This is a genomic window from Rhodopirellula sp. UBA1907, from assembly GCF_002337565.1.
GTDB classification, from domain to species: domain Bacteria; phylum Planctomycetota; class Planctomycetia; order Pirellulales; family Pirellulaceae; genus Rhodopirellula; species Rhodopirellula europaea.
In genome coordinates this window covers 9,082-35,024 of the sequence record NZ_DDGH01000038.1, presented here as the reverse complement: position 1 = coordinate 35,024, position 25,943 = coordinate 9,082, and the positions used below count along the sequence as shown (strand labels likewise).

Genomic DNA, 25,943 nt, shown 5'->3' with positions numbered 1-25,943 from the left:
TGAACGCAGTTGGGGAGGGTCGGGATTCGATCGTTCAGCGAGAATCCTTGGAGGGTAGAGCGCGCCTTTTCCCATGCTCGGCCCTCACCCTCGCGAACGCCCGAACGGCGTCGCTCGACCTCTCCCGAAACTTCGTTTCGGGAGAGGTACGCCGTGTGGAAATCTGCCGAAAAGCGGCATCAAAAAACTGCACAATCTCGCCGGGGGAGAGGTGACCGAAGACAGAAAACCGCTTCAAGAATCCGTGCCAACTCCGGTGTCAATTCAGATGACTGGACAGCCCAGCGTTAGCAACGGTTCCTCCATGAAAATCGGGCCAACGGTCATGCCAACCAAACCTCACTCCGTTTCACCTGGTTCATAAAGCGGTAGATGGCGGTAGTAGACCTCCAGGCAATAGATCGACAGACACGTCGTGTACAGTCGCCCGGCGTAGCCTCCCCAAGCGTCTCCACTGGGTGACCAACTCCCGCGTTCGCGACCTTTTTTCTCTTGACGCGTTGGCAGCGTCGCTTTCATCTTTTCGTTCCATTGTTTCCACAGTGGTCCGCCGTAGTGATGCAACGCTTGGGTCGCATAGTACCAATAGTAGACATCGGCTTCTCTGGTATTGATGGGGTGGTTCTCCACCAGCGATCCTAAACTCTGCGCCATCCCCGGCATGTTGCGAGCTCGACCGAGGTACTGATGGCACAGGACTCCTTCGGCCGTCATGGAAGGACTGGCGGCGACGTTTGGCATGTAGGAATAGCCTCCTGAGTAGCCCTGACTGACGGAATCGAAGTAGCGATCGATCTTGGGCCAGATGTATGGATCCACCTCCAACCCGCCGGCATCGCCGCTCTTCAGCCCCATGACGAACCATCCGGTGACCGACGTGTCGCTGTCTCGTCGAGGTTGATAGCGCCAACCGCCTTGAGGGGATTGCGACGCGACAGCGAAATCACACGCCGATTGCGCATAGGGACGAATCCACGAATCACCGGTCATCGCATACAGTTCACAAAGCACGATCGTCGCTTGGGCTTGCGAGTACATTCGCTCGTGGCCCATCGTCGATCCCGCCAGAAAGCCCTGGTTGTCTTGGTTGGCCACCAACCATCGTGCCGCTCGCAGCAACTCTCTCTGGTACTGACCGCCACGGTGCGTGCTTCCCGCACCCATGAAGGCGAGCATCGCCATTGCCGTCGCACTGATCTGGTTCTCACCGCGTGCACCATTGGCATATGGCCCATGCAAACTCCAACTGCCGTTGCGCAGTTGTTGACGCTTCAGCCACACCAAACCTGCTGCGACGGCGTCCTCGGTTGTTTCATCGCCTCCGTACATTCTCAAGAGGCGTTCCTTCATCGTTCCGGTTCGCCCTTGGAACATCTTGTTGGACTTGTCCAGTTCGCCCGTCGATCCGACCACCGGATCGAATAGACTGGCATCCAACTTTGGCACCATCGAAAAGATCTCCGCTTCGGCGTCAATTGCATCGATCGAAACCAGTTCCATGGTTTCCACCCGCTCTTCTTTGAGGGAATGCTCCAACAATTCCGATGGTGCTGCCGCGGCGATAGTGAACTCGGCCAATTCGATGCCGGAGTTTTCAGCCGACTGGCGAAACAGCAATTCGATTCGGCCAACCTTGTTCGTCGAGCGACTGATCAACGCTAGAACGAGCAGCAAGGTCAGATGAACGACCATGCTGACCAACCAAGATGGCATCTCCGTCAGCGTTTCGCGTCCGCAGGCTCGAATCCAAGATACGAGATTCCTCCATGATTCCGGTTCTTCGTCCGCCTTCAGATCCTGTTCGTTGCCCGATGGCGTTGGCGGTCGATTGGGCTCCCTCCATCGCGGCGATCGCGAAGACTGATTCCGCGATGGAACGGGGTCTCGCAGCTTTGAGATGGCGATGGATGACACGATCATGATTCGGCCTCTGAGAAAAGAAGGCCTCAACCATCCGTGTCACGCGGTCAATTGGTTCACGCCCCTGTGTACAAGGGCGTTTTCGACGGAGGAATGTCACACTCGCTGATCGTCACGAATTTCACAGTGTCATTATCATCACAACGATCGTTCCCAAAATCGCGATTGGGACCCAAACCAGAAACAACGAAACGATGCCGTAGCCGAACAATAATTTGGAGGGAAAACTGATCGGCAAATCGTTCGCCCGGCGATACTCCACGCGGTCCTTCCACGCCAGCAAGGCTCCCAGCAATCCGCCTACGATCGACGACAGAACCAGCAACAGTCCGATCGCAACCGGATCAAATTCAATTTGCTTGTCCGCGTTTCGAACGATGAACTTCCGAGTCAAGCCTCCGACGACCACCGGCGTGACGACCGCACCGATCAAAACCTTTTTCCAAACACTGGTTTCAATCAAATCGGCCGCTTGATCATCAACGCCCACCCCAACTGAGTACGCCGTGGGCGCGGCGGCAGAAGATGCATTGGGATTGACGGCGGGTTGGTCAAATGGGTCGTGGCTCATTGCAAAGCTCCAAGGCAGCGATCAAATATCGCCGGCAATTGTACATACTGCCGCAGCCCATTTTGGCAAGCACGTCATGAAGCTCTGAGTTGGATTTCACACACGGACGTGTCCATCACCCGTGTTTGTCTTTGCAAAACTCGTGCGTCACGAAATCGCATCCCGAGTTCTTTACTGCTTTTTCATACCCCCATGTCATGGGCGTGACTTCCAGATCAGCGTGGTCACTCGATGCGATCCATCAGTTGGCAACCGCCGTCTGTTTCGTCATCTCAGGAGCAACCTTGCTTCGCAGATCATGGACATAGGCCAGCTTGTCCAACACGGCGGGCGGCAAGCGTTCCGGCAACAAAGGAGCGAGCCCCAAGTCAAAGTTGTATTCGCTGACCTCGAGAACAATTTGCAGCACCGATTCCACCAACTCTCGGTGGTTGGCACTGGCGGACAGATCCAGGTTGCGCCCTGCCAATTCGTTCGAGGTCGTCGCAATCGCCATGATGTCCAAATAAACATTCACCGTCTCGGCGAAGTCTTCCCAAGGGTGCATCGTCGCGTAAGCACTGACGTGGTTGTCGGCCCAATTGGCCGGAGCTCCCACCTCGTAGTGTTTTTTCATCGCTTCGCCATAGTCAACCGAATCGGGATCACCAAAGAGAGCGTGGTACTCGTCCGGCGCGACACGACTGGCCCAAGCCCAATCGATGTAGTGACCGACTTCGTGACGCATGTGACCGATCAACGTGCGTTGCGGTTCTCCCAGCTTCACTCGCAATCGTTCGCGGTGAACGCTGTCAGCTTCCGCCAAGTTGATCGTGATCAAACCATTCTGGTGTCCCGTGATCACCTTCTTCGGCTTGCCCTTCTTGTCCACGGTGTTTTCCAGAAACTCAAACAACAGTGGATGCGTCGCCTGTGTGTCCGCGATGTAGGGAGGCAATCCTAAATCCTCCAACTGCAACAGCAGTCGCCGCTTGGCGGATTCCATTCTTGCCCACCGCTGAACACTCTGTGGTTTATCGAGTGGCGGAATCACATTGGTAAGCTGACACCAACGACAAAGGGTGTCGGGTTCTGCAGTGTAAGATTGGCAAACATCGTGTTCTTGGTTGACGCACGAGAAGACCTCGGTTCTGCAAGTGTCGCATTGGCTCGTGCTTTCCCCTTTGGAAAAACTCGTGAGCGAGTTGCAAACATTGCATCGTCCAAGCGACGCGTCGCAAGAGAGACAGCGATGATTGTTGAAAAAGATGCGATTGTCGCAGCGACAAGTTCCAGTTTTCATTGACTGACTGATTGCGTGATAGGAGTGTGTGAAGAGGGAATGTTTTCGTGTTGAATGTGTTTCTTTGCCGAGTCCGACGACGAAGCGGATGCTTCTTCCTCAGATGCTTCTTTTGGCTTCTCTTGCTCAGGAATTTCAGCGCCCAGAATCATCGCCAGCGGGCGTAAATCTTCGTAGCCTTCGCAGGCCATCCGAGCGGCGATCAAAATCGGGACGCTCAGGAAGACGCCCATGATTCCCCACATCCATCCCCAAACGACGATCGACAGAAACACCAGGACCGGGCTCATGCTCATCGAACGTCCCAAGATTGCAGGCGTGATGAATTGACCTTCCAACGATGTGAGGGTCATGAACGCCAACGTCACGACAAACGCGTAGTAGGTGGGATCGAAATTCAGCAATGCGACAAAGAAGATGATGAGTGCACCCGCGATTGCTCCGACGATCGGAATGAAGTTGAAGGCGAACGCCATGACTCCCCACATGATGGGCGACGGCATTCCCAACATCCACATCACCAAGGCGACACAAACACCAAGCCCCGCGTTGATGGCCGAGACCTGGGCAAGATAGCTGCCCAAACCCTCCTGAACGTTTTCAATCACTTCGACGAGTTTTCGGCGGGAAGAAAAGTTGGGCAGCGAACGCATCACGCTACGCAACAAGTCATCCCCAGTTGCGAGCAAGAAGTACAACAGTGCGATGCAAATTGTCAGAAACGAAACCACGTTGCCGGTGCCGCTCAGGTATGACCAACCGCTTGTCCAAGTCGGCTGTTTGATCTCGACGGGCACAGGCTTCTCGCTCGCAACTTCATCGGACGCGACGTCTTCTGTTTCAGCGAGCTCTTCGGTGGCCTGATCGACGTCTTTCAATCGGTCGGTGATGAACGACAGCTTCTGCTTGGCGATCGTCAAATGCTGAGGAGCGGCACTGATCGTTTCTTTCGCGGGCTCGAGAACCAAATACGTTCCCAAACCAAGTGTGAGCAGGATTCCGGCGATGATTCCGATCGCTCCGACCGGCGATGGAATACCGATGCGTTTTGCGTGGCGAACAATTGGTCGAAGCGTCAGGTAAAGAACGATGGCGGTCGCGACTGGAATCACCAGCGACCGAGCGTAGTACAACGCATACAACACCAACATGACCGCACAGATCCGCATGGAAATGAGGCCGGCGCGGTGATCGATCGACGCGTCGATGTCGTTGTCTGTTGCGGGTGTGTTCACCGAAAGTCTGCGTTTCCAGAGCGGATGTTAAGTAGCTGTCATCCACTGAAAAGCAAAGGCCGTACCGCGGCGGGTTGGAAACCAAACAATCTGATGAATCAGCTGCCACGTTATGCAGAAATGACCTCCAGGGTCGGCAAAACAGATCTCAGATCATCCCAACTGGTCATTCGCCGACCAGCGAACGCGACGGGACACCTGTGCAACGGTTCGAAGAATCTGCAGTAACTACCGCTGATCAAGCATTTCGATCGGTGACACGACGTGGCCGTTGTCGAAGTTTGATCTGCCCATAAGCTTCGCGAACGAGTGATTCGCTGTGTTCACGCTCAAGACGTCGGATCGTGAAGTGGGCCCGTGCAATGTCTTGGTAATGGTCGATGAAGTAGCTATTGATCAGCGCTCCGCCAACCGCACCAATGATTGGAATTGCTTGAGCCGCCACCTTTTCGCTGACCACGACGCCAAACCGCTTCCCTATCTGAGTTACCAAACGGACCAATGGCGGTGCGGCAGAATCCCGAATTCCATGCTGAACGATGTACTGAGACGCATCCTTGATTTGCTTTGCCATTGCCGCTCGCACCGCGAAATACCCGATTTCGGTCTCGTCATCGATATCGGACGATTGACCGGGGTCGAGCGCAAACACTTCCAAGCATGCCAAACGCGACTCCAATTCGGACAAGTCCTCGCCCTCGCTGCGGGCGATGTCGGCAACACTTCGCAGGATCAACACCGTCGAAACCGGCAATTCGGCAGCGACCGTCGCTCCTCCCAAAGCACCACCGGCGGCACCGCTGAGTCCCGCCAACAACTTATGCGTCAGCAACTTTGGCTTGCCACGTGAAGCCCCATTGGCGGAATCTTTGTCGTCACCGAGCGTTCGCAATGCCACGTCCAGCGCAACGTGCAACGACTTCTCAATCGCCTGGTGGATCGCCGACTCGACGCTGTCCGGCAACATCTTCAACGATGCGGTCACCGGAGTCCCGATCATCTCGGTCAGCCGATCCGCGATGCCGTGGTGTTCCAATACCTTTTTGGCTTGACGCAGTTCTTCCAAGGTTTCTTCAGGCAGACTTCCGGTAATCAAGTTGTCGCTCAAGGTTAATTCCAGTTGATGGGAGAATGCGAACACTCTTGCTGGAGCGTTCTCAGAAGCTCGAGGCCCTCGCGAAATAACCATGAAGACCGTGACGTTTCCGAGCGAGGTTGCCGACACCACATCATTGAATGCGACGCACGGCCGGCACGCCAGTCGCCTTGTGTCGTCTTGCAAACCCCGCGCCCACTCAGCATTGGCACGATGGTTGCGTCCATAGATGGTTGCGTCCATATCGGTGCTGTCAACGTTTCGTGGTCTCGCAAATTGAATTGCAACCTTCGACCGACGCAACAGACCATGCAGACAAAACCGACCACGATTGAACAAGACTCAATCGGCAGTCCCAAACACTTTCCGAGGAAAAATCATGGCTAACACAACGACCAACCACGACACCATTCGCAACTGGGTTCACGAACGCGGCGGTGTTCCCGCGACAGTCGAATCGACCGCCGACTCCGACGAAGGCATCGGAATCTTGCGAATCGATTTTCCTCACGGAGGCCGCAACGACTCTCTGTCGACGATCAGTTGGGAAAACTTCTTCGACAAGTTTGAAGAATCCAACCTCGCGTTTCTGCACGAGGACAAGACCGCCGGTGGTGAGCTCAGCCGATTCTGCAAGTTCATTGATCGAGAAAAAGAGTAGCGTCGCCCGACTCACGCTCTCTAGACGTCACTCTACAGTTCACTTGCACGACCGGCATTCAACAACACACTTTCCATGGCTATTGCAATCGACGAATCAGCACTTGAAACTCCCGACGGACGCGAACTTCATTGTCGTCGATCCGGACCATCCTCGGCCGAACTCGTGTTTGTCGTCGTGCACGGTTTGGGCGAACACTCCGGGTGCTATGACGACTTCGTCGATCGCATGTTGGCACTGGACCGCGGAGTTGTGATCTATGATCAACATGGTCACGGGCAAAGTCCCGGTGCCCGCGGCGACGCTCCCAGTTTCGACACGCTGGTCAATGACATCGCTGTCGCCCTCGAATTCGCGGCGAAGCAATTCCCGCGTGCCGAACTTGTGTTGTTGGGGCACAGTATGGGCGGAAACTTGGTGTTGAATCATCTTCTTGGTCGTGATCACGAATACGTGAGGCGATCGATCGTCACCAATCCGATGATTCTGCCACCCAATCCACCCACGCGTCCGCAAGCCTTCGCGGCGTGGCTGACCGGCAAACTCATCCCGCACATTCGTTTGTCAGCGTCGATTGAACCGACGCAATTGACACAGGACACCGAGGCACAGCGTGAACTTGCGGAGGATGATTTGGTGCACGAGAAATTGTCGATAGGGATCGGCAGCCAATTGGTCAACCATGGCATTTGGTTGACCGACCACGCGAAAGAGCTGAACGTCAAGTTGCTGGTGCTGACCGGTGCGGAAGACGAACTTTGTGATTCGGAAACCACGGACGAGTTCGTCGAGAACGCGGGCCGATTGTGTCATCGCGTCTCGTTTGACGGTCTACGGCATTCGTTGTTGATCGAAGACGAACGCGACCAGGTCTACGACGCGATCGAAAACTGGCTACTCGACACGGCCGCACTCAGCATCGAATAGATCGCAATACCGACCTGAGCCTCCGTGTCGGAGAGATGGCCCAGCACAGGCAGACTTTGCAAAAACAGTTGCAAAGCCCACCTGTGTTTGGACAACGTGAACTTCGAGTTCACTTCTTCTTTTTCTTCAACAGCTTCCAGAGCGAACGACCGCTTTCTCGGTCCAGACGCACCAATTCGTGGCGCCGGATGTCGAAGCATGCGACCGAACCACGTGTGCGCTTGGCGTAGACAAAAGGCAAGCAAACCACGGTGACCTTGTATGGGGTCCCGGTGGCTGATGATAAAAAGCGAGCCCGCACGGGTTCGTCCGGTGGCAACGAGACGTCCGAGCAGTTCCAAAGAAAGGATGGGACTTCGAAAATCTCGCTTAGAACGGTGACGAAGTCACCCTTTTGGATGTCTTCGCCCGCGACTCGCGCAGCGACGTTAGTCGCCGACTGGGTTTCGGATGTGGTTCTCATTGTTTCGCATTGTGTGAACAGTTGTGTGGGACAAATCGTTCTTGTCAGGCATACGAGCGGAAATCACTCGCAACCTGATTTTGTTGCAAAACAGAATGGCAAAACTCGCATCGTTTCATCTTTCGCGAAAGGCACATCATTGGCGTCGGGAGATGGATCCGAACAGCATCGGATCCCTTGCCCCATGGACCAATCTCACCACGCCAAGGTTCGCGAAACAACTTTAGAAAGCGGCGTCGGTGAGTGAATCGGCATCGGCGTCGGTATTCGTCTTCCTAGATCTCGACTTCTGCCGCGTCGATCGGCAATTGCCGGCTCATCCAGATCGGTGTGAAGATGAACCATCCGATGGTGCCGAACAGTGCGATCGATTTGACCAGCGGAAGCTCAATCGCTCCGGCAAAAAACATCGAACACGGTACGACGATCATGCAAAGGGTGATCAGCGACATCATCTTGGCGAAGTTCTTCATGGCGACAGCACGGTTGTGTTATTGAGGTGAAGAAATGAATTGAACGGGATTCAAACGCGAGCCGTCATCAGGAAATCGTTCCGTCAGCCGGTGAACGCTGCGTCAGCTTGCTGATGAGCAAGTAAAGGACGCCGCAAGTGAACCAACATGGGATCACCGCATAGGCCGCGAAAAATCCTTTGGCCAGAATGAAGTACAACGCCACCGCCACCGGCAGCACCCAAGAGATCAAGACAGCGCTATTGATGCGAGCTCCGGTGACCGCCGCGTACTCGGCACGCAAACCAAACTTTTGAATCAAGTAGAAGTCGACAAAGATGACGGCTCCCATCGTTCCCAGGACCGTTCCATAGGTGCCCACAAAATCGAGCAGTTGAGCCGACAGGTTTGGGAACGCTCCAGCGATGGTCGCAACCACACCGGCGACAAGGGTCATCGCGGTTCGTGAGCTTCGGGGGAACATCCCCTGAAACGCGAGCCCCGCGCGATAGATCGTCGGGTTCGCGGTCGTCCAACCCGCGATCACCACGCAAATGATCCCTGTCCATCCGACCGCTTGGTAGGCAAGCAACCCAGGATTCGCGGTGACTTTGCCGTCATCGCCGACCACCAACGCCGGCTGCAACTTGATCAACGCGGCCAACAACAACGCCGCCGCGATCCAAGCCATATAGTGCCCGAGAAACATTCCGATCGCGGGCGCCCAGCCTGAGGACTTACTCTTCGCAAAGCGGAAGATCGTGAGATCAGACATCCCGAAATGCATCGCTCCGTTGCACAACCAAGCGAAGACCACAATCTGCCAGAAACTGAACGTCCCCGGTCCGTTCTTTTCCTGCACGAATGCAATCGCATCGGACCAAAACTTGCCTTCCGACAATGCCGATGCGTTGGTGGCACCCATTTGAGACAGCGAAACAATCCCGCAGCACGCAAAAACGGCGATCATCCACGGGGCCGCGATATTCGCGAATCTTGCCACGCGTTCATAGCCGCCCGCCGCAACCGCGGTGATCACGGCGCCGACGATGACCACCAACAATGTGAACGATGGATTGCTCAGACCAAAGAAATTCTCAGGCACGTCAAAGCGGATATCGAAGGGCACTCCCACGGCCGATGCGGAGACCGTGACCATCGCCCCGGCGAGAAAGCAGAAGAGCAATCCGTTGACCAAGTTGTAGAACTTGACCAGCGAACCACCGGCGATGCGTTCGAGCTGATAGTAAAGGGTCAGGCGCTTGGCCATCGCGATCGGGACCACGAGGAATCGCCAAGTCAGCACGGCCAGCAGGTTGCCGAGCAACAACCCCAGCAGCAAATCAGACAGGCTCGCTCCCGCGGCAAGGAACAGCGGCCCGATCATGAACTCGGTGCCCGCCGCGTGCTCGCCGGCGTACATCCCCCAGAACTTCCCGTTTCCCATTCGTGCAGATTCGGGAACGGGTTCGCGTTCAAATTCGCCACCCGCGTTTGAATTTTCTTCGCTCATCAATGCTCTCGAGTTCTAAAGATCGGTCGATTCACCGTCGTCTGCTTGTCGGTCCGCCACGACCGCGAATTTATCGGCGGGGGTTTGATCAAACCAAAGCGGAACTGTCACTTCGTTGCGACAACACTTTGCTCTCGTATTCCCGCACGTTCTCCAACCAATCTGATCCCGCGGGCACGCCGACCGATTGGCAATAGTGATTCCAAACGGCACCGAGCGGGAACGTCTTTTGCTCTTCGATCAACGCGAGTCGACCGGTCAGGTCGCCTTCCAGTTCCAGCTTTCGCAGTTGCTCGGTTGGTTCCAGCAATGCTGCCAAGACCGCTTTCAATGCGTTGCGAGTTCCGATCACCCAAGCCGCCACGCGGTTGATGCTGGCGTCGAAGAAATCCAATCCGATGTGCACACGTCCCAAGTAGTCACCACGAACAACTTCTTGCATGATCGATTGCAACTCATCGCTGTACGTGACCACGTGGTCGCTGTCCCAACGCACACCGCGACTGACGTGCAACAACAGTTCAGGAACGTACATCATCACCGCGGAGATTTTGTCCGAGATCGTTTCGGTTGGGTGGAAATGCCCGGCGTCCAGGCACAGGACTTTGTTGCGAGACATCGCGTAGCCCATGTAGAACTCGTGAGAGCCGACCACGTAGCTTTCGCTTCCGATGCCAAACAGTTTGCATTCGACTGCATCGAGAGTTTTTTCGGCGGGATACTCGGTTGCGAAAATGGAATCCAACGAAGCGGCCAATCGTTCCCGCGGTGCCTTCCGATCGGCGGGCACGTCTTTGTACCCGTCGGGCACCCAAAAGTTATTGATGCAGGGATTGTTTTGAGCCGCGCCCATCGCGGCGGCAATCTTTCGGCAGGCGATGCCGTGATCGATCCAAAATTGACGAATGCCTGAATCCGCGTGAGCCAGCGTGAAACCATCCGCCGCGTTGGGATGCGAGAAGTAGCTCGGGTTGAAATCCAAGCGGACCTTTTGATCGCGAGCCCAATCGATCCAGCCCTGGAAGTGTTCGACCTCGATCTCATCGCGATCGACGCGGCTCTTGAAGTCACCATAAAGAGCGTGCAGGTTGAGTCGTTGGTTGCCCGGGATCAGCGAATAGGCCAATTCCAGATCGCTTTGCAGTTCATCGATCGTGCGAGCTCGACCCGGATAATTACCGGTCACCGCCAACCCGTTCCCGAGTGCTCCGTCGTCGCCTTCGAAGCCCTTCACGTCATCGCCTTGCCAGCAATGGACCGAGATTTCCACGTCTCGCATGCGTTGCAAAGCCGAATCGACGTCGACTCCAATCGCCTGGTAGTCCTCTCGGGCCAACTCAAAAGCCTTCTCGATATTGCCAGCTCGATTCATGATCTCAATGCCTGGTCTAAGGGCGGTGTGCGTGTCTGTCCGGCCACCTGGCGTGACCCATATTTCCGTAGCGTACCCGAGGGAGCAACGCCAAACCTTGACATTCTTGCCGATAACAAGACAATCGTGCCACCTGGAATCGCTTTTCTGAAACAGCCGAATCGAGCCAAAACTCCAGTCCAAGCTGCCCCGGAGCCATGTCCGAGATGATCCCGACGCTGAAAAAGGAGGACTGGTTTCACCCCGACGGCTTTCCGATCGTGGTCGAACGGCGTGACCCGCAAGAACCCTTTGGGTTGCATTGCCACGAGTTCGCCGAGATCGTCATCATCACCGGCGGCAAAGGCGTTCATATCACCGGCGAGGACAGCTACGAATTGGTGACGGGAGACACATTTGTGATCGGTGGGGACCGACCGCATGACTACTTGAACATGGATCAGTTGAGCCTGATCAACATCTTGTTTGATCCGCTCGAGTTGCCGCTTTCGATTGGCGATCTGCAATCGTTGTCCGGCTACCATGCGTTGTTCACGCTCGAGCCAGCCTGGAGAAAGCGGCATCAATTCACCAGCCGCTTGCAGCTCAATCCAGCGGAGTTGATCGAGACGCTTCGCTATGTCGAATCATTGGATCAAGAGCTGAAGCAACGCTCAGCTGGCTTTCGAACCATGGCGACACTCACAATGTTGCAATTGGTCACCTTTCTATCGAGGTGCTACAGCCGAACCCGCAATCCCGAGAGCAAGAAACTGCTTCGCATCGCCGAAGCGATTTCGCACATCCAGCGACACTTCGATCGCTCGATTTCGTTGGATGACTTGGTCGAGATTTCGGGAATGTCTCGCCGGAATTTCATTCGCACCTTTGAGGGCACGATGGAGACTTCCCCGATCAAATATTTGATTCAAGTGCGGATTCAAGAAGCCGGTCGCTTGCTTCGCAGCACCGATCGGTCGATCACCGACATCGCCTTTGACGTCGGTTTTTCAGACAGCAACTACTTCAGCCGACAGTTCCGTACCCACCTCGGCTTGTCGCCTCGCGAATACAGAAAGCAAATGCGATAAGAACCACGTTGACGTAGCGGAAGGGCGCGAGCCCTCCGGTTCCTCACCGGGCGGCTTGCGCCACACCGCTAACATCGTGACTTGTTGTTCACGCGATGTTAAGCGGCAAACGTCACGCCAGGTTGAACTGTTCGCACAGCTCGTCGATGACGTCTTGTTGCATCACCGACACGTCCCCGATCGCTTTCGCATTGATCACGGCTTCGGCGGTGGATTCGAGCACTTCCAAGCGATCGAATGCATCCAGCACTGTGGTACCGGTCACCAACACGCCATCGTTTTCAAGAATCGCGGCTGGGTTTCGACTGCACACGTAGTCGGCGATGGAGTCGTCGCCTGAATACTGGATTCCATAAGGAGCACGTGCCACGTCACGCAGGAAGACGTAGCTTTCAGGAATCGTACGAACGTCCAAGGGCACTCTGGTGACGCTGAACGCCGTGGCGTTGACCGGATGAGCAAACACGATCGCTTGCACGTGCGGGTGTTTTTCGTAGATCGCGCGGTGAGCGTTGGCAGCGCGGCTGGCCAGTTTTCCGTATTCACGAAATTCACCTTTGACCAGCACAAAGTCCTCCGCCCGCAACAACTCGCGGTCCCGCTGTGTTGGCGTGATCAAGAACGAATCGTCTTTCAAACGAGCTGAAAAACTGCCTTCGGTGCTGATCAACAAACGCTGGCGGCAACCGCGACGCACAAACTCACACAGTTGCCGTCGCAATTCTTGTTCTCGCGTGGTGGCGGCTGGCGGTTGGTAGCTGACGAAGTCAACGCTTCGGTGTGCCGCTTGATCCAGTTGGGAATCGTCGAGGTATTGAACCTCACCAATCTGCTTGGCTTTGATCAGCGTCTTGCCTGCGAATTCGAAGGCCTCGAATCGTTGGAACGCGGACGCGAAATCTTGGCCGGCCACGACGACGCCGTGGTTTTCCAGGATCACGCTGTCGCATCCGTCTTCGAACTGTTTCGCAATGCTGGCCCCAAGAGCTTCGGTTCCCGGGCAAGCGTAAGGTGCGAAACCGACTTTGCCGCAAACACTGTGTGCTTGATGGAACAACCGCGTGTCGGGTGTCCCGCGGCAGATGCTGAAGGCGACCAGCGCGACCGGGTGAGCGTGCACGATCGCCTTCACGTCCGGCCGGGCTTCGTAGATCGCTTTGTGAAACGGAAACTCCGAGGATGGCGGGTGCGGGCCATCGACGGATCCATCGGTGCGAACGCAAATGATATCGTTCCGAGTCAGGTTGCCTTTGTCGACTCTCGCCGGCGTGATCCAAATGTTGCCTTCGCTGTCTCGAATCGACAGATTGCCACCCGAAGTCGTCGTCATGCGGTAGCGATAGATCCGATCCATCGTTTGCATGATTCGGTCTCGTGGATGTTGGACATCTCGCGAATGGCTCATTCTATTCCCGTCGGTGAAGGTTCGATCAAAGGTCAGCGGAGGCGATTACAGAGGCCGGACAACCGACGTGCTGCGGTAGTAATCCATCAGCGTTTCAGGCGAAAGCACGCCGCCGCCCATGCCGCTTTTCTTGACTCCGCCGTAAGGGACACGGTGTGCGAACACGTTGTGAGCGTTGATCCAACTGTTGCCAGCGATCATCGCTTCGGCGACCCGGTTGGCTCGTTCGGCGTCGGTCGTCCAAACACTGTTGGCCAACCCATAGTCGGTATCGTTGGCTTTCGCGACCGCGTCCGCTTCATCAGAAAATTTCGCAAGGTAAGCCACCGGGCCAAAGATTTCTTCGCGTGCGGCAACGTTGTCCAGCGGTCCGGCCAACAAAGTTGGTTTGACATAGTTTCCGTTCAGGCCCTCGACCGTCGCGGGACCACCACCGCACAAGCACTGGGCTCCTCCTGCGGTGCCTTTTTCTTGGTACCCGAGAACACGTTCGCGTTGTTTCGGATTCACAACCGGGCCCATGTCACTGTTCGGATCCAGTGGGTGACCGATGCGGACTTTTTCCATCAACTGTTTGCACTCGGAGACGAATTCGTCGTAGATATTTTCGTGGATCAACCAACGCGTTGCATCGCAGCAGACTTGACCGGTGTGGAATGTGATTGCACCAACCAAGGCTTGCGCGGTGGCTTTGACATCGACATCATCGAAGACGACCGCGGCACCCTTGCCACCCAACTCCAGCTTGACCGGCACCAGGTTGCGTCCGCAAGATTCACCGACCAAGCGGCCGACTTCGGGCGAACCGGTGAACGACATGCGTTTGATTTGAGTGTTGTTGGTCAGGGCCGCTCCCGCGGTTGCACCTCGACCGGTGACGACGTTGATCACGCCATCCGGCACACCGACTTCCTTGGCCAATTGAGCCAAGTAGATCGCAGAGAGCGATGTGTCTTCGGCGGGTTTGATCACGACGGTGTTGCCAGCGGCCAATGCCGGCGAGATTCCCCAGCCGATCAAGAGGAAAGGGAAGTTCCATGGAAAAATGAAAGCACAGGCACCCCAAGGTTGTTTGACCGTGTAAGCATCGTGGCCCGGCACATCCAGCTTCGTGCGTTTCTCGACTTGGTCGGACAGGCCGACGAAGTAACGCATCGTGTCGACGAAGTTCTGCACGTCGCCGGCGGCTTGGGCTTCGATCTTGCCGGCATCGAGAGCCTCGATTTGGGCGATGATCGCTTTGTGACTTTCGACCGCATCGGCGAGTTTGAGCAGGATGCTGCTGCGTTCTTCTTGGGACAATCCAGCCCAAGCCGGGAACGCTTCGTTGGCGATTTCCACCGCACGATCAATCTCGGCCGCATTCAAATCGTGGATCTCAGCGAGCTGATCGCCCGAGCCTGGATCGATCGTTGCGAGCACGTTTCCCTTTTCGCTCGGGAAGGCTTTTCCGCCGACGAAGCTTGCCAGGGGCGATTGATCCAGGAACGATTGAACTTCGGGAAGCAATGTGTGTTGGGTTGCGACGCTCATATTCTTTCTCGCTCGAACTTTCTCTGCGGTGAATGGGGTGAAATAGCAGTGTACAACGATTGTCGATGGACTTCATCGAGGCAGCGGGCGTTGAACGGGAAGCCCATCCAACAAACCGGGGCGGGCGGGGCCCGTTCGAAACCGGTACCAGAACGCTCCGTCGTTCAAGCCTCCGACGGGTTGATTTCCGACCGTGATCCATCCTGGATCCGACAGTGCGAAATAAGTCGTGTTTGGCTTCAACCGCGGCAAATTGTTGAACGTGATTTGCGAAGTACCCTCGTCAGGATGGCCAGGTTCAGGATCCGCTTGCCAGACCACTGTTTGGGTGTCACCGGCTTCGTACAAACGAAGGGTTTTGCCGGTTGAATTCGCAAACTGAATCGGCTTCGAAAAGTGAAAACTCAGATCCGTGTCGCACGGAACATCCATCGCGGACATCGCGGGAACGGCACGCACGTAAGCGGGCATGATCATGCGAATGCGGTGGTATCCCCAACCTTCCTGGTACTCCTTCAGCGGTGAACGCCAAGACGCTGGCATCGTTGTGTGTTCCCGAGCGAACTGAAACCACGCGTCGCTCATCACTGTCAACACGTCGGGGCGTTCGACCGCCAAATCCTGTGCCTCGGCCGGATCGTTTTGAATGTCGTACAGTCGCCACGGCCCGTCACTGATGCTGGAAATTTTCCAGTTGCCTTTGGTCAGTGCTTTGCCGGTTTGGTTGAAACACCAAAACATCTCGTCGTGAATCGCGAGTTCCGGCAGATCAGGATTTCGAAGCAATGGCAACAACGAACTTCCATACAACGGTTCCAGCTTGCGATCGCCGTCATGCGTTGGATATTCAGCACCCGCTAATTCAAGCAGCGTTGGATACAGATCGGTGACATGCAATCGCTGTTTCCGTATGGCTCCTTCCTGTCCCGACAATTGAGCTGGCCAACGCATGATCAACGGCACGGACACGCCGCCCTCTTGTGCACATGATTTGTACCAACGGAACGGTGTGTTCTTCAAATACGACCAACCATTGGACACGAACGCGTTGCTACCGGGGGCCCATGGAATTTGCTGGTCGTAGGTGTGGATGTTGCCGTTGCTGTAAGCGCCGCCATTGTCCGCCATGAAGATCACAATGGTGTCTTCGTCCAGACCCTGGTCGCTCAAGTGTTGAAGCAAGCGACCGACGTTCCAGTCCAATCGATCCAGCATCCCGGCGTAGGCCGCCATTCGTCGGCTTTCCTGCGATTGAATCGACGCCGGCAATTCCTCCCAACGTCGCACTTCAGCATCCGGTTCGGACATCACGTAGCGTTCGTCGATCAATCCCATCGCGATCATTCGGTCGTAACGATCGCGACGCAGTCTTTCCCAGCCCGCCCGGTAGCGCTCGTAGTACTTTTCAACGTTCTCACGGGGCGCGTGCAGCGGCGTGTGCGGTGCGTTGAACGAAACGAGTGTGAAGAACGGTTTGCCTTGCGTTTGTGCTGACTCGATCTCTTCGATGGCACGGTCCGTGAACGCGTCCGAACTGTACCACCCCTCGCTCACGGGCTTGGGTGAGTCACGGTCCGTTTGAATCGCGAGATTGCCATTCTCCATGCCAGTCCAACTGTCGATCGCACCTCCGAGAAATCCGTAGAACGATTCAAAGCCCGCGTCCATTGGATTACCGGGTTGATGCCACTTGCCAGCGAGCGAAGTCGCGTAGCCCGCTTTCTTCAGCAGGCGTGCCACCGGTAACGAGCGTCGATAGTTGTCCGATTGAGTATGTGTGTGCCCCGTCATCAGGCTCGTTCGAGTCACCACGCACATTGGGTTGACATGAAATTCGCTGAAGCGAACCCCTTCGGATGCCAATCGATCCAAATGCGGCGTATCGATCTCACCGCCGTAGCAGCCAAGATCCGAGTAGCCCACATCGTCCGCAATGATGAGCAACACGTTTGGCTTGTCCGCCGCCGAAGCCTTGGGTTCAACCGACACCACGAGCAGCAGGATGCCGACGAGGAGAGGCAACGATCTCAACATCAGTTGGCTCGCATCGATTGGTCCGAGTCGTCCATCGAATCATGCAAAAACTGATCGCGCAATTCCCACCAGCGATCCGCCATCTGCTGGACTCGTTCAGGATGTTTGTCCGCCAAATTATTTTGTTCGGCTCGGTCGCTGGCCAAGTCATAGAGTTGCCAGTCACCATTTTCTTTTGACTCATTGGCCGCGGTTTCGGAACGCAACCAGGGAAAGGGGCGAGAGATATTGGAATGAATGATCTTCCAATCACCCTGCCGCAGTGCCCAGTTGCCTTCGTGATAGAACCACAACTCGTTATGAATCGCGGCATCGCTATCGTCAAAGGACGGCTTCAAACTTCGGCCGCTCATCGGTGGGCCACCGGTCTCGTCCAGCTCGACTCGGGCGAGATCCAACACGGTCGGCGCTATGTCGATCGCGTGTCCGAGGTTGGTCCGCAACTCGTTCTTCGCACGGATTCCCTCAGGCCAATGAACAATGAACGGCGTGGACGTGCCGCCTTCGTGCACCCATGTTTTGTGCCGACGAAACGGGGTGTTCGCGGCGCTGCTGAACCCAGGCCCCAAGCACAAATAGGTCGCGGCCGATCCGGGTGACGCGGAAGGATCGTGTCCTTCGCCTCGGACCATGATCTCCGCGCTCGCACCGTTGTCGGACAGGAAACAGATCCAAGTGTTTTCGAACTGGCCCATTTCTTTGAGCTGAGCGAGCACGCGCCCGATCTCTTGATCCATGCGGTCCACCATCGCCGCGTGAATCGCCATCTTGGTTGCTTGGAATTGTTGTTGCTCTTCGGTCAGTTCCTCCCATGGCAACGGGCGAGTGACCTCTCCTTCGCCGAGCACTTTGATTTGGTCGGGAAAGGCATAGGGCGGACCAACTTCTTGCTCGATCGGAGACAGAGCACCAACGTTCAGGCCCAGTTCACGTTGTCGTTGCTTGCGTTCTTTCCGCAATGCCTCCCAACCTGCGATGTAGCGGTCGCGATAACGGTCGATGTCATCCGGTAACGCATGCAGCGGGAAGTGAGGAGCATGAAATGCGAGGAAGTGAAAGAACGGCTGGTCAGAGTATTCTTCCGCGTGTTCCTGTAAACAATCGATCGCATGCTGAGCGGTCGCGGTCGTCCGGTAGAACTTCGGATCGCGATTCTTTTTGCGGATCGAGTCAAAGAACCCCGGGCTTCGGGTGGCTTCGTCGGAGAGATCAAATCCGTTGTCGGTTGGTTTGCCGTCGATGTGCCATTTGCCCGAGTGATAGGTGCGATACCCGGCCGGACGAAGGTATTCGGCCAACGTCTGAGCCCACTCGGGACGTTTTCCACCGCCGCCATATTGCCGCGTCGCCCCTGGCATGCTGTCTCGACGGACTTGTTGTGGGTAGTACCCCGTCATCACCGCCGCTCGTGTCGGCCAGCATCTCGCCGTGTTGTAGAACTGCGTGTACCGCAAGCCACCCGCCGCCAATGCGTCCAGGTTGGGAGTCTCGATCTCGCCGCCGTAGCATCCGGGATCCGAGAACCCAAGGTCGTCAGCCAAGATCACCAGGAAGTTCGTCCGTTCGTTTGCCATCAAAGGATTGCAAGCGATCGCCAAACCAGCGAGTGCCATCACCCAAATCAGATTCCGCACGTTTCGAAAGTTCATCTCAGTTGTCTCTAAAAGTTGATTGCGAAGTTTTGGAGGTGGTGTCTCATAGGTTGGGCTTCCAAGCAAAATGCCCGTAGGTTGGGCTTCCAAGCCAAACGTCACGTAGGTTGGGCTTCCAAGCCCGACCAAAACAGAGGACGCTGTTTTCCCGACGGTCTTGGAAGACCATCGTACTGTTTTGTTTTCGGCGGCCTTGGAAGGCCATCGTACGATGCTCAGCGACTTGCGTCAGCGAAGGTCCATTCGTGAATGGCGACGCCGCTGTCGTCGAGCAATCGCATGCCCTGGATTTGGATTTCCCCCTCGCCATTCGACGGATCGATTCGGACGCCTTGCACCGGGCCATTCGGCGAAAGCGGGATGGAATAGGTGTGGACGTTTCCATCGTGAGTCACGTCAAACACCTGGCTTCGCACTGCATTGTAGGGAAGCCCGATCTCTTTCCAGAAGATTTGCCCACTGCCCGATGAATTCGATTGCATTTCAACGGTGAACGTCATCGGCAATGCCTTCACCACTTCGGGAAGCGAGAAACTCAAGTGTGGGTCACCGCCGGTGCTTTCAACTTGCAGCACGTTGTTGGAAACGGAAAGGTCGCACGTCCCACCGGGCAACCAACCGGCGACCGGTTTTCGGGGAACTCGCGGTTTGGTCTTCTTCGGTGTGCTGCCAGTGCGTTTCAGAACGCCTTTGCCTTCCGCGGCGAGGTTGTATCGAGCGGGATCGAATCTTGGATTGACCAGCGGTCTGACGGCATTGGTTTCAACCAGATGCTGTTCAATCAGCTTGTCCAACTGCTGGACAAGTTCGGGATGTTTAGCCGCCAGGTTCGTTCGTTCACCGAGGTCGTTCTTCAAGTTAAAAAGTTTGTACCGATGCGAACCATTTTGACCGCCGTGAAAAATACGAATGAGTTTCCAATCGCATTGATGCACGCTGACCGAAGGCGGAATCCAATTCGGCACGGGCGGGTCATGAGGGAAGTAGGTGAAAATCGCGTCTCGCTGCAGTTCTCCTCCAAGCAAGGCTGGGACGATGCTGACCCCGTCGAACATTTGATTCGGCTGAGCGTCGATCGACAGCATCTCCAGTAGAGTCGGGTAGAAATCGATGCTTTGAATGATCGCGTCGCTTCGCGATCCGGCTTCCACCACACCGGGCTGGACAACAATCGCCGGTCCTCGCACGCCGCCTTCGTACATCGTCGCCTTGCCACCTCGTAGCGGAGCGTTGCTGGTCGCGGTCGTGCCGTCCACTTCGTTGTACATGTTGCCGCCGTTGTCCGACGCGAAAACGATGATAGTTTCGTCGGCGATTTCAAGGCGATCCAACGTGTCCAGCAATGTGCCAATCGCATCGTCCATGCTTTCAATCATCGCGGCATACGTGGGGCAGCGTTGAGGATCGTTCGGATCGACACGATCTCGATACTCCTCGATCAACTCTTTCTTTGCGTCGAACGGCGCGTGAACGCTGAACATCCAGTAGTTCAGGAAGAAAGGCTCATCGGCGTGCTGTTCAAGAAACCGGACCGCTTCCTTGGCCATCCGGTCTTCGATGTGCTCGTCTGGGATCATGGGATCATGATCAAAGTCATTGAACTTCCACGGTGCAACGTAGCTGCCAGCAGGTCCCGGTCCGGGATGGTGCGGCAAATCGACGTCAAAACCGTGTTCCAGCGGTGAATAGGGTTCCGATCCCAAGTGCCATTTGCCGAAGTGGCCGGTCGCATAATCGTTGTCCTGGAACATCTCGGCGAGCGTGTAGTACTTGGGATCCAGCCGCGTGACCGATTCGGGAACGGTCGAGAACTTGTTGGGTGGCCCTGCCGCAGTCTCTTTGGGTTCCAGAACGACCTTCGGTAAGTGGCAAGTCGGCGAAGTGATACCGTGTCGTGCTGGGCTGAGCCCGGTCAGAACACTCGCCCGCGTTGGCGAGCAAAGCGGACTGGACGAGTAGGCTCGCTTGAAAGTCATCCCGCGTTTCGCGAGCCGTTCGATATTCGGTGTTTGATAGAGCTTCGTGGTTCCAAACAGAGTCGTGTCGCTCCATCCCAGGTCATCGGCCAGGATGAATAGAACGTTGGGACGCTTCGATGCACTGGCCTTCGGCGACGCAGCGGGCTTGTTCGCCAGTTCTTTCACTCGGATGTTCTTCCACAGCACGGTGCCTTTCGCGCCTTTGTGTACCTGCAGACCGAAGAAGCCTTTGGGGTAGGATCCGTCGTCGATCCAGTGGGCGGCTGGCACACCATTGATCCACGTTTTAACGACGTTACCCTGGGCGGAAATTGTCACACGATTCCAAATGTCTTCCTTGGTGGCCGCTCTCGCTTCCTTGTGCTCTTTCAACCACAGCGGATAAAAGTAACCGCCGCAGCTTTGACCATAGATGCCACCCGACCAATGGCGATCTTGACTGAATCCCTCCATCTCTGCCTGAGGGCCAAACACCGTTTCGGTTCCGTTCTTGTCTGGTTTGGATTGAGCACGGAACATCACGCCGCTGTTGCACGACTCTTCCCACTTCATGTCGCAGGTAAAAATGAAGTCGTCGAAGTCATCTCGTTCAGTCGACAAATAGGTGCTGTTGGAACCTGGAACGACTTGGCCAACAAGGATCCCGTCTTTCACTGTGAACTTGCAGGTGCCACCCTTCGGAGTCCAGCCACTCAGGTCCTTGCCATTGAACAACGAAGTGAAACCTTTCGACAGATCCGGCTCGGGGTCTGTGTTGAGAAGCATCTCCTCCGGCAAAGGAGCATTCGCTTGGCCCTTGTACTTTGCATGCCATGCATCCTGCTGTGGGTCGAGTTCACCCGCCACGATGACGTGGCTAGCACAAACGCAAATCGCGAGAGCGAGCAACGAAAGAGGAATTCGATTCATGATTGGTTGTCCGGTGGGGATTGGCAGCCAGTGTCGCGGCGGGCCAGTTTTGAGGTGGGAAGGGATGTGGGGTCGGATGACTTGGCCGTGGGGAGAACGTCCGGCCATCAATCGGCCAATTGATAGATCGAGATCGATTCGATCATCATCTCGCCGGCGTTGGCGTACTTATCGTAAGTCGCAAAGGGATCCAAGCGAAGTTTTCCCACGGTCAGTCCATCGGGAATTGTGAAAAGATAGTCGTTCACGTTGTCCGATTGTCGAAGCAACCGCTTGGTTTGCTGCTGACCGTTGAAACCTCGGCCGGGAATTGCCCAGTAAAATTGGCTGGTCGAATTCTGTGAGGGCGATGCTCGCAACTCGATGACCAACTTGCCTTCGAGTGGCTTGCTCAATCGGACTGCCATCTGCGAATCTTCGCCTGTTGCAACCAGATAAGCCACGTCATTCCGCTGTTCGATTTGGAGACTTTTTCGCTCGCCCCATTTGGCCAAATCCTGCGGGTCTCGGAAGTCCCACGACTCCAGTTTTGTCGCACCGGTCAGATCAATCTCACCTGGATTGATGGAGTTGTCCTTGGGGGCCGATGATTTCAGCGGAACCTTTGCTGGTGCGATTCCGCTGGACGCCGAAAACTCATAGCTGCCCGATTCGACGGTCAACGCAACCACGTTGTTTTCTTGTCGAAGAATGCTGACGTTCGCTGTGTTCGACAGAGCGTTGCCGCTCTCGGTGATGCTGCTGGGATTTTTTGTCGGAAGGTAGACGGTTGCCGTGGTGTTGGCTGGGATCGTGACGTTCAGTTGAAACTTGCCATCCGACACTTTCCACTCACTGCGAATCGTTCCGCGAATGGAGTCGTACGATGCCTTCACCCAGTTGATTGGTTCGTTCATCGCATTGCTTCCACGCGACGGCGGGGTCGGCCGGATCACGATCCGCTTGAATCCTGGACCGTCGGACTGGATGCCTGCCAGCGTCGCAAACATCCATTCGCAAACCGCGCCGAAAGCGTAGTGAGAGAACGAGTTCATCGCCGCATTGTGTCGGCCAAACGCATCCTCTTTGGTGTAGCTGTCCCATCGTTCCCAGATCGTGGTCGCACCATTGGAGATCTCATAACCCCAAGACGGAAATTCGTGAGACTGCAATAGGAACGTCGCCAAATCATGCTGCCCCGATCCTGACAGAACGGGCAGCAATGGTCGCGTGCCGAGGAAACCGGTCGCCATGTGATTGCCGTTTTCCGCCAGCCGTTTGGCCAGGTATTTCCCGGTCGCTTCGCGTTGATCCGCGGGCATCAGATCCGCGAACAACGCCAGGGCTTGAGCGGTTTGAGTGCGGACGTTGATGCTGCCATCTTCGTTCAAGTACTTGGCCTGAAAAGCGGCTTGCGTTGCGGCACGCTGCTCGCGGTAGAGCTTGGCGTCTTTATCGCGACCAGTTGCTTCCGCCATTTCCGCCATCATTTGTGCCGAGATCGCAAAGTACACGCTGTCGATGTAGTCGAGCGGTGTTTCTTCGCCTTGAGACAACCAATCGCCCCAAGCGTTTCCGTGTGACACGCCGAGGTTGTCCACGCTGGTTTCTTTGCGCCACCTCATGAAACGAGTCATCGGTTCCCAGCAGTCATCGATGACTCGGGTGTCGCCGTAGAACTGCCAGATCGTCCACGGGCAAATGACACCCGCGTCCGCCCACGCCGTTCCGAAGTCCCATCCATGTTGAAAGGGGTACGGAGCGTAACCGGGGAAAGCACCACTGGGGCGTTGTGACTCCATCAATTCGCGAAGCCATTTGGTGTAGAACGCGCCGATGTCTGCGTTGTAAGCCGCGGTCGCGACGTAAGCCTGAGCGTCACCCGTCCATCCCATCCGCTCATCGCGTTGCGGGCAATCGGTGGGCAAATCGAGGAAGTTGGCTCGTTGGGTCCAAACCACATTTTTGAAAAGCTGGTTGACCATCGAGTCACTGCATTCAAACGTGCTCGCCATGGGTGTGTCGCTGTGCAGCACCAAACCGGTGACCATGTCCAATGGAGGTGTCCCACCGGACGCCTCGGCAGATGCACCGCCTGCGTTTTCATTCGAATCCGGTAAACGCTTCACTTCCACGAACTGAAAGCCATGGAAGGTGAATCGTGATTGGTAGACCTCTCCGTCGGGATCACCTTTGCAGGTGTAGTAGTCCGTCGCTCTTGCTTTGCGAAGGTTCTCGGTCATCAAGCGACCATCGGGATGCAACATCTCTCCGTAACGCAGTTGAATCCGCTCGCCTTCGCGTCCTTTGACTTTCAGACGAATCGTTCCGGCAAAGTTCTGCCCGAGGTCGAAGACAAACGTATCCGGTTCCAATTCCGATACCGTTTTGGCGGGGATCTCTTGAGTGATACGAACCGGCACTCCGGGAAACGCTTCCAACTTTGGCCGTTTGAAACCAAAGTCACGTTGCTCGCCGACGTTCTTCACCCCGGTACCTGCCGTGGTCGGATTTCGAAACTCGTAGAACGTTGCCGTCACCTCACCATTTTGCTTCGCCAAAATCGCGTCGTCCCACTGGCCATCCTTAAACCCGGGTTTGGACCAACCAACCATTTCGCGACGTGCATCGTAGGCTTCGCCCATCAAGAGGTCCGCCTCTTGGATCGGGCCTTCGCCGGTTACCTTCCAAGACGTGTCGGTGTCGATGGTTTGTTTCGTACCGTCTTCGAATTCGATCTCGAGCTGCGACATGAACGAGGGAGTCTTTCCGTAAACTGATCGCCCGTTCTTTTCCGGTCCCATCCCGGTCAACAATCCAAACCCCACATAGCCGCTGTACCAACCGTCGGCGACCCAAGCACCGAACGCGTTGTCGCCTTCGCGAACCAAGTCAGTGACATCGTAGGTGTTGTAGTACGCACGCTTGTGATAGTCCGTCCAACCAGGAGCGAAGCTAGCATCGCCAACACGTTGCCCGTTCAGATGCAGTTCATAGATGCCGAGTGCGGTTGCGTAGACGGTGGCACGCTTGATCGATTTGGAAGCCGAGAACTCCTTTCGATACTGACGCGCCGCTGGCAAGTGAAGCGTTGAAAGATCGGTGTGTACCGGCGCGTCGTCGCGATAGCTGATGTAGTCGGCGGACCAATCAGTTTCGTCGAGCAACCCCATCGACCATGAGGCGACGTCACTCCAAGTCGCGTTGCCGGCCCCATCCCAGACCTGGACTTTCCAATAGCATTCTTGGCGACTCGGAAGCGGGCTGCCCGCATACTCGACGAACAATGTTTGATCGGATTCCACCTTGCCGGAATCCCAAAGGTCACCGACGTTGGATCCAAGCTGCTTTTCCGAAGAGGCAACGAGCAACCGATACGCGGTCTGCGATTGTCCCCGTTGATCCGACGTGACCTGCCAGCTCAGTCGTGGCTGAGTGATGTCGATTCCGGTCGGATTCTCGAGGTACTCGCACCGCAGTCGCTGCGGCTCGAGAGCAGAAACGGATGCTGCGGCGGCGACAGCGGTCGCCGCGAGAAACAGGAAGGATAGGAGCGTCTTCAATGGTCAAACCGGGATAGAGGAAAGCTCAGCAAAACGCCCTTTGCCGCGTCGCATCGACGAGAAACAGTGCTGACTGGCGTTGATTTTGCCAGCCACCCCTATTCACGCGAGACTCGGCTAAGGGATGTGAAAACCTTCGTCCGGCGCACTAGCGTCGCCAGGACAGCCCCAATCTACTTGGGGGCTGGGCGGCAAACCTTTGCGATTGCGCAAAAAACCAGCACGATCGTGCCAAGTCCATAGAGAAGCGGTCTGGCCGGGAAGTGCGAGCCGTTTCCCATGCTCGGCCCTCACCCTCGCGTACGCCTGAACGGCGTCGCTCGACCT

General features: G+C 55.9%; 18 protein-coding genes and 1 pseudogene. 3 read left to right on the top strand and 16 right to left on the bottom strand.

Going from position 1 to position 25,943, the window contains the following annotated elements:
- Positions 1–339 precede the first annotated feature (339 nt).
- The 6 genes and pseudogenes from B2R17_RS08585 to B2R17_RS08565 all read right to left on the bottom strand — a co-directional run bounded on the left by B2R17_RS08585 (position 340) and on the right by B2R17_RS08565 (position 6,197).
- Entirely contained in the window at positions 340–1,920 is a 1,581-nt protein-coding gene (locus tag B2R17_RS08585) for a prenyltransferase/squalene oxidase repeat-containing protein (protein WP_286763660.1), read from the bottom strand.
- A gap of 121 nt (positions 1,921–2,041) precedes the next feature.
- On the bottom strand, positions 2,042–2,491 hold the full coding sequence (locus B2R17_RS08580) for a hypothetical protein (RefSeq protein WP_286763659.1): 450 nt from the start codon (positions 2,489–2,491) through the stop codon (positions 2,042–2,044).
- A 241-nt stretch (positions 2,492–2,732) separates the two neighbouring features.
- Positions 2,733–3,524, bottom strand: coding sequence for a putative zinc-binding metallopeptidase (locus tag B2R17_RS08575; RefSeq protein ID WP_008671038.1), 792 nt, complete (start codon positions 3,522–3,524; stop codon positions 2,733–2,735).
- 42 nt (positions 3,525–3,566) lie between these two features.
- Positions 3,567–3,773, bottom strand: a pseudogene (locus B2R17_RS28320) (zinc-ribbon domain-containing protein); the annotation flags it as partial.
- On the bottom strand, positions 3,770–5,008 hold the full coding sequence (locus B2R17_RS08570; protein WP_008671035.1) for an AI-2E family transporter: 1,239 nt from the start codon (positions 5,006–5,008) through the stop codon (positions 3,770–3,772). The gene B2R17_RS08570 and the pseudogene B2R17_RS28320, both read right to left, overlap by 4 nt.
- Positions 5,009–5,246: 238 nt before the next feature.
- Positions 5,247–6,197: an EcsC family protein gene (locus B2R17_RS08565; protein ID WP_051073432.1), complete on the bottom strand. Its 951-nt coding sequence runs from the start codon at positions 6,195–6,197 to the stop codon at positions 5,247–5,249.
- A gap of 286 nt (positions 6,198–6,483) precedes the next feature.
- On the opposite strand from B2R17_RS08565, the gene B2R17_RS08560 reads away from it, so the two are divergent.
- Both B2R17_RS08560 and B2R17_RS08555 read left to right on the top strand, forming a co-directional pair.
- Positions 6,484–6,765 (top strand): hypothetical protein, encoded by a 282-nt coding sequence (locus B2R17_RS08560; protein WP_286763658.1) that lies wholly within the window; start codon positions 6,484–6,486, stop codon positions 6,763–6,765.
- Positions 6,766–6,840: 75 nt separating this feature from the next.
- Complete coding sequence (locus tag B2R17_RS08555; protein ID WP_286763657.1) at positions 6,841–7,692, top strand: alpha/beta hydrolase; 852 nt, start codon at positions 6,841–6,843, stop codon at positions 7,690–7,692.
- A gap of 109 nt (positions 7,693–7,801) precedes the next feature.
- On the opposite strand, the gene B2R17_RS08550 is transcribed toward B2R17_RS08555, so the two are convergent.
- From B2R17_RS08550 to B2R17_RS08535, 4 genes are all read right to left on the bottom strand, one after another.
- Positions 7,802–8,155: a hypothetical protein gene (locus B2R17_RS08550; protein ID WP_286763656.1), complete on the bottom strand. Its 354-nt coding sequence runs from the start codon at positions 8,153–8,155 to the stop codon at positions 7,802–7,804.
- 275 nt (positions 8,156–8,430) lie between these two features.
- Entirely contained in the window at positions 8,431–8,628 is a 198-nt protein-coding gene (locus B2R17_RS08545; RefSeq protein WP_286763655.1) for a hypothetical protein, read from the bottom strand.
- Positions 8,629–8,695: 67 nt separating this feature from the next.
- Positions 8,696–10,120 carry a purine-cytosine permease family protein gene (locus B2R17_RS08540; RefSeq protein ID WP_008659366.1) on the bottom strand — a complete coding sequence of 475 codons (1,425 nt, stop codon included), beginning with the start codon at positions 10,118–10,120 and terminating at the stop codon, positions 8,696–8,698.
- 88 nt (positions 10,121–10,208) lie between these two features.
- The gene (locus B2R17_RS08535) at positions 10,209–11,492 is read right to left on the bottom strand and encodes an L-rhamnose isomerase (RefSeq protein WP_286763654.1); all 1,284 of its coding nucleotides are present in this window, start codon (positions 11,490–11,492) and stop codon (positions 10,209–10,211) included.
- 197 nt (positions 11,493–11,689) lie between these two features.
- Between B2R17_RS08535 and B2R17_RS08530 the strand changes: the two genes are divergently transcribed.
- Positions 11,690–12,562, top strand: coding sequence for a helix-turn-helix domain-containing protein (locus tag B2R17_RS08530; protein WP_286763653.1), 873 nt, complete (start codon positions 11,690–11,692; stop codon positions 12,560–12,562).
- A 112-nt stretch (positions 12,563–12,674) separates the two neighbouring features.
- Here B2R17_RS08530 and B2R17_RS08525 read toward each other — a convergent pair whose 3' ends face one another.
- The 6 genes from B2R17_RS08525 to B2R17_RS08500 form a co-directional block, all read right to left on the bottom strand.
- Positions 12,675–13,967 (bottom strand): class II aldolase/adducin family protein, encoded by a 1,293-nt coding sequence (locus tag B2R17_RS08525; protein WP_286763652.1) that lies wholly within the window; start codon positions 13,965–13,967, stop codon positions 12,675–12,677.
- 45 nt (positions 13,968–14,012) lie between these two features.
- A complete protein-coding gene (locus B2R17_RS08520; protein ID WP_286763651.1) occupies positions 14,013–15,500 on the bottom strand; it encodes an aldehyde dehydrogenase family protein in 1,488 nt (495 codons plus the stop codon).
- Between the two features lie 72 nt (positions 15,501–15,572).
- Complete coding sequence (locus B2R17_RS08515; RefSeq protein WP_286763650.1) at positions 15,573–17,534, bottom strand: sulfatase-like hydrolase/transferase; 1,962 nt, start codon at positions 17,532–17,534, stop codon at positions 15,573–15,575.
- A complete protein-coding gene (locus B2R17_RS08510; protein WP_286763649.1) occupies positions 17,534–19,183 on the bottom strand; it encodes an arylsulfatase in 1,650 nt (549 codons plus the stop codon). Before B2R17_RS08510 ends, B2R17_RS08515 begins: the two co-directional genes overlap by 1 nt.
- A gap of 218 nt (positions 19,184–19,401) precedes the next feature.
- Positions 19,402–22,074: a sulfatase-like hydrolase/transferase gene (locus B2R17_RS08505; protein ID WP_286763648.1), complete on the bottom strand. Its 2,673-nt coding sequence runs from the start codon at positions 22,072–22,074 to the stop codon at positions 19,402–19,404.
- A 107-nt stretch (positions 22,075–22,181) separates the two neighbouring features.
- Positions 22,182–25,616 (bottom strand): glycoside hydrolase family 78 protein, encoded by a 3,435-nt coding sequence (locus tag B2R17_RS08500; protein WP_286763647.1) that lies wholly within the window; start codon positions 25,614–25,616, stop codon positions 22,182–22,184.
- Between the last annotated feature and the right edge of the window lie 327 nt (positions 25,617–25,943).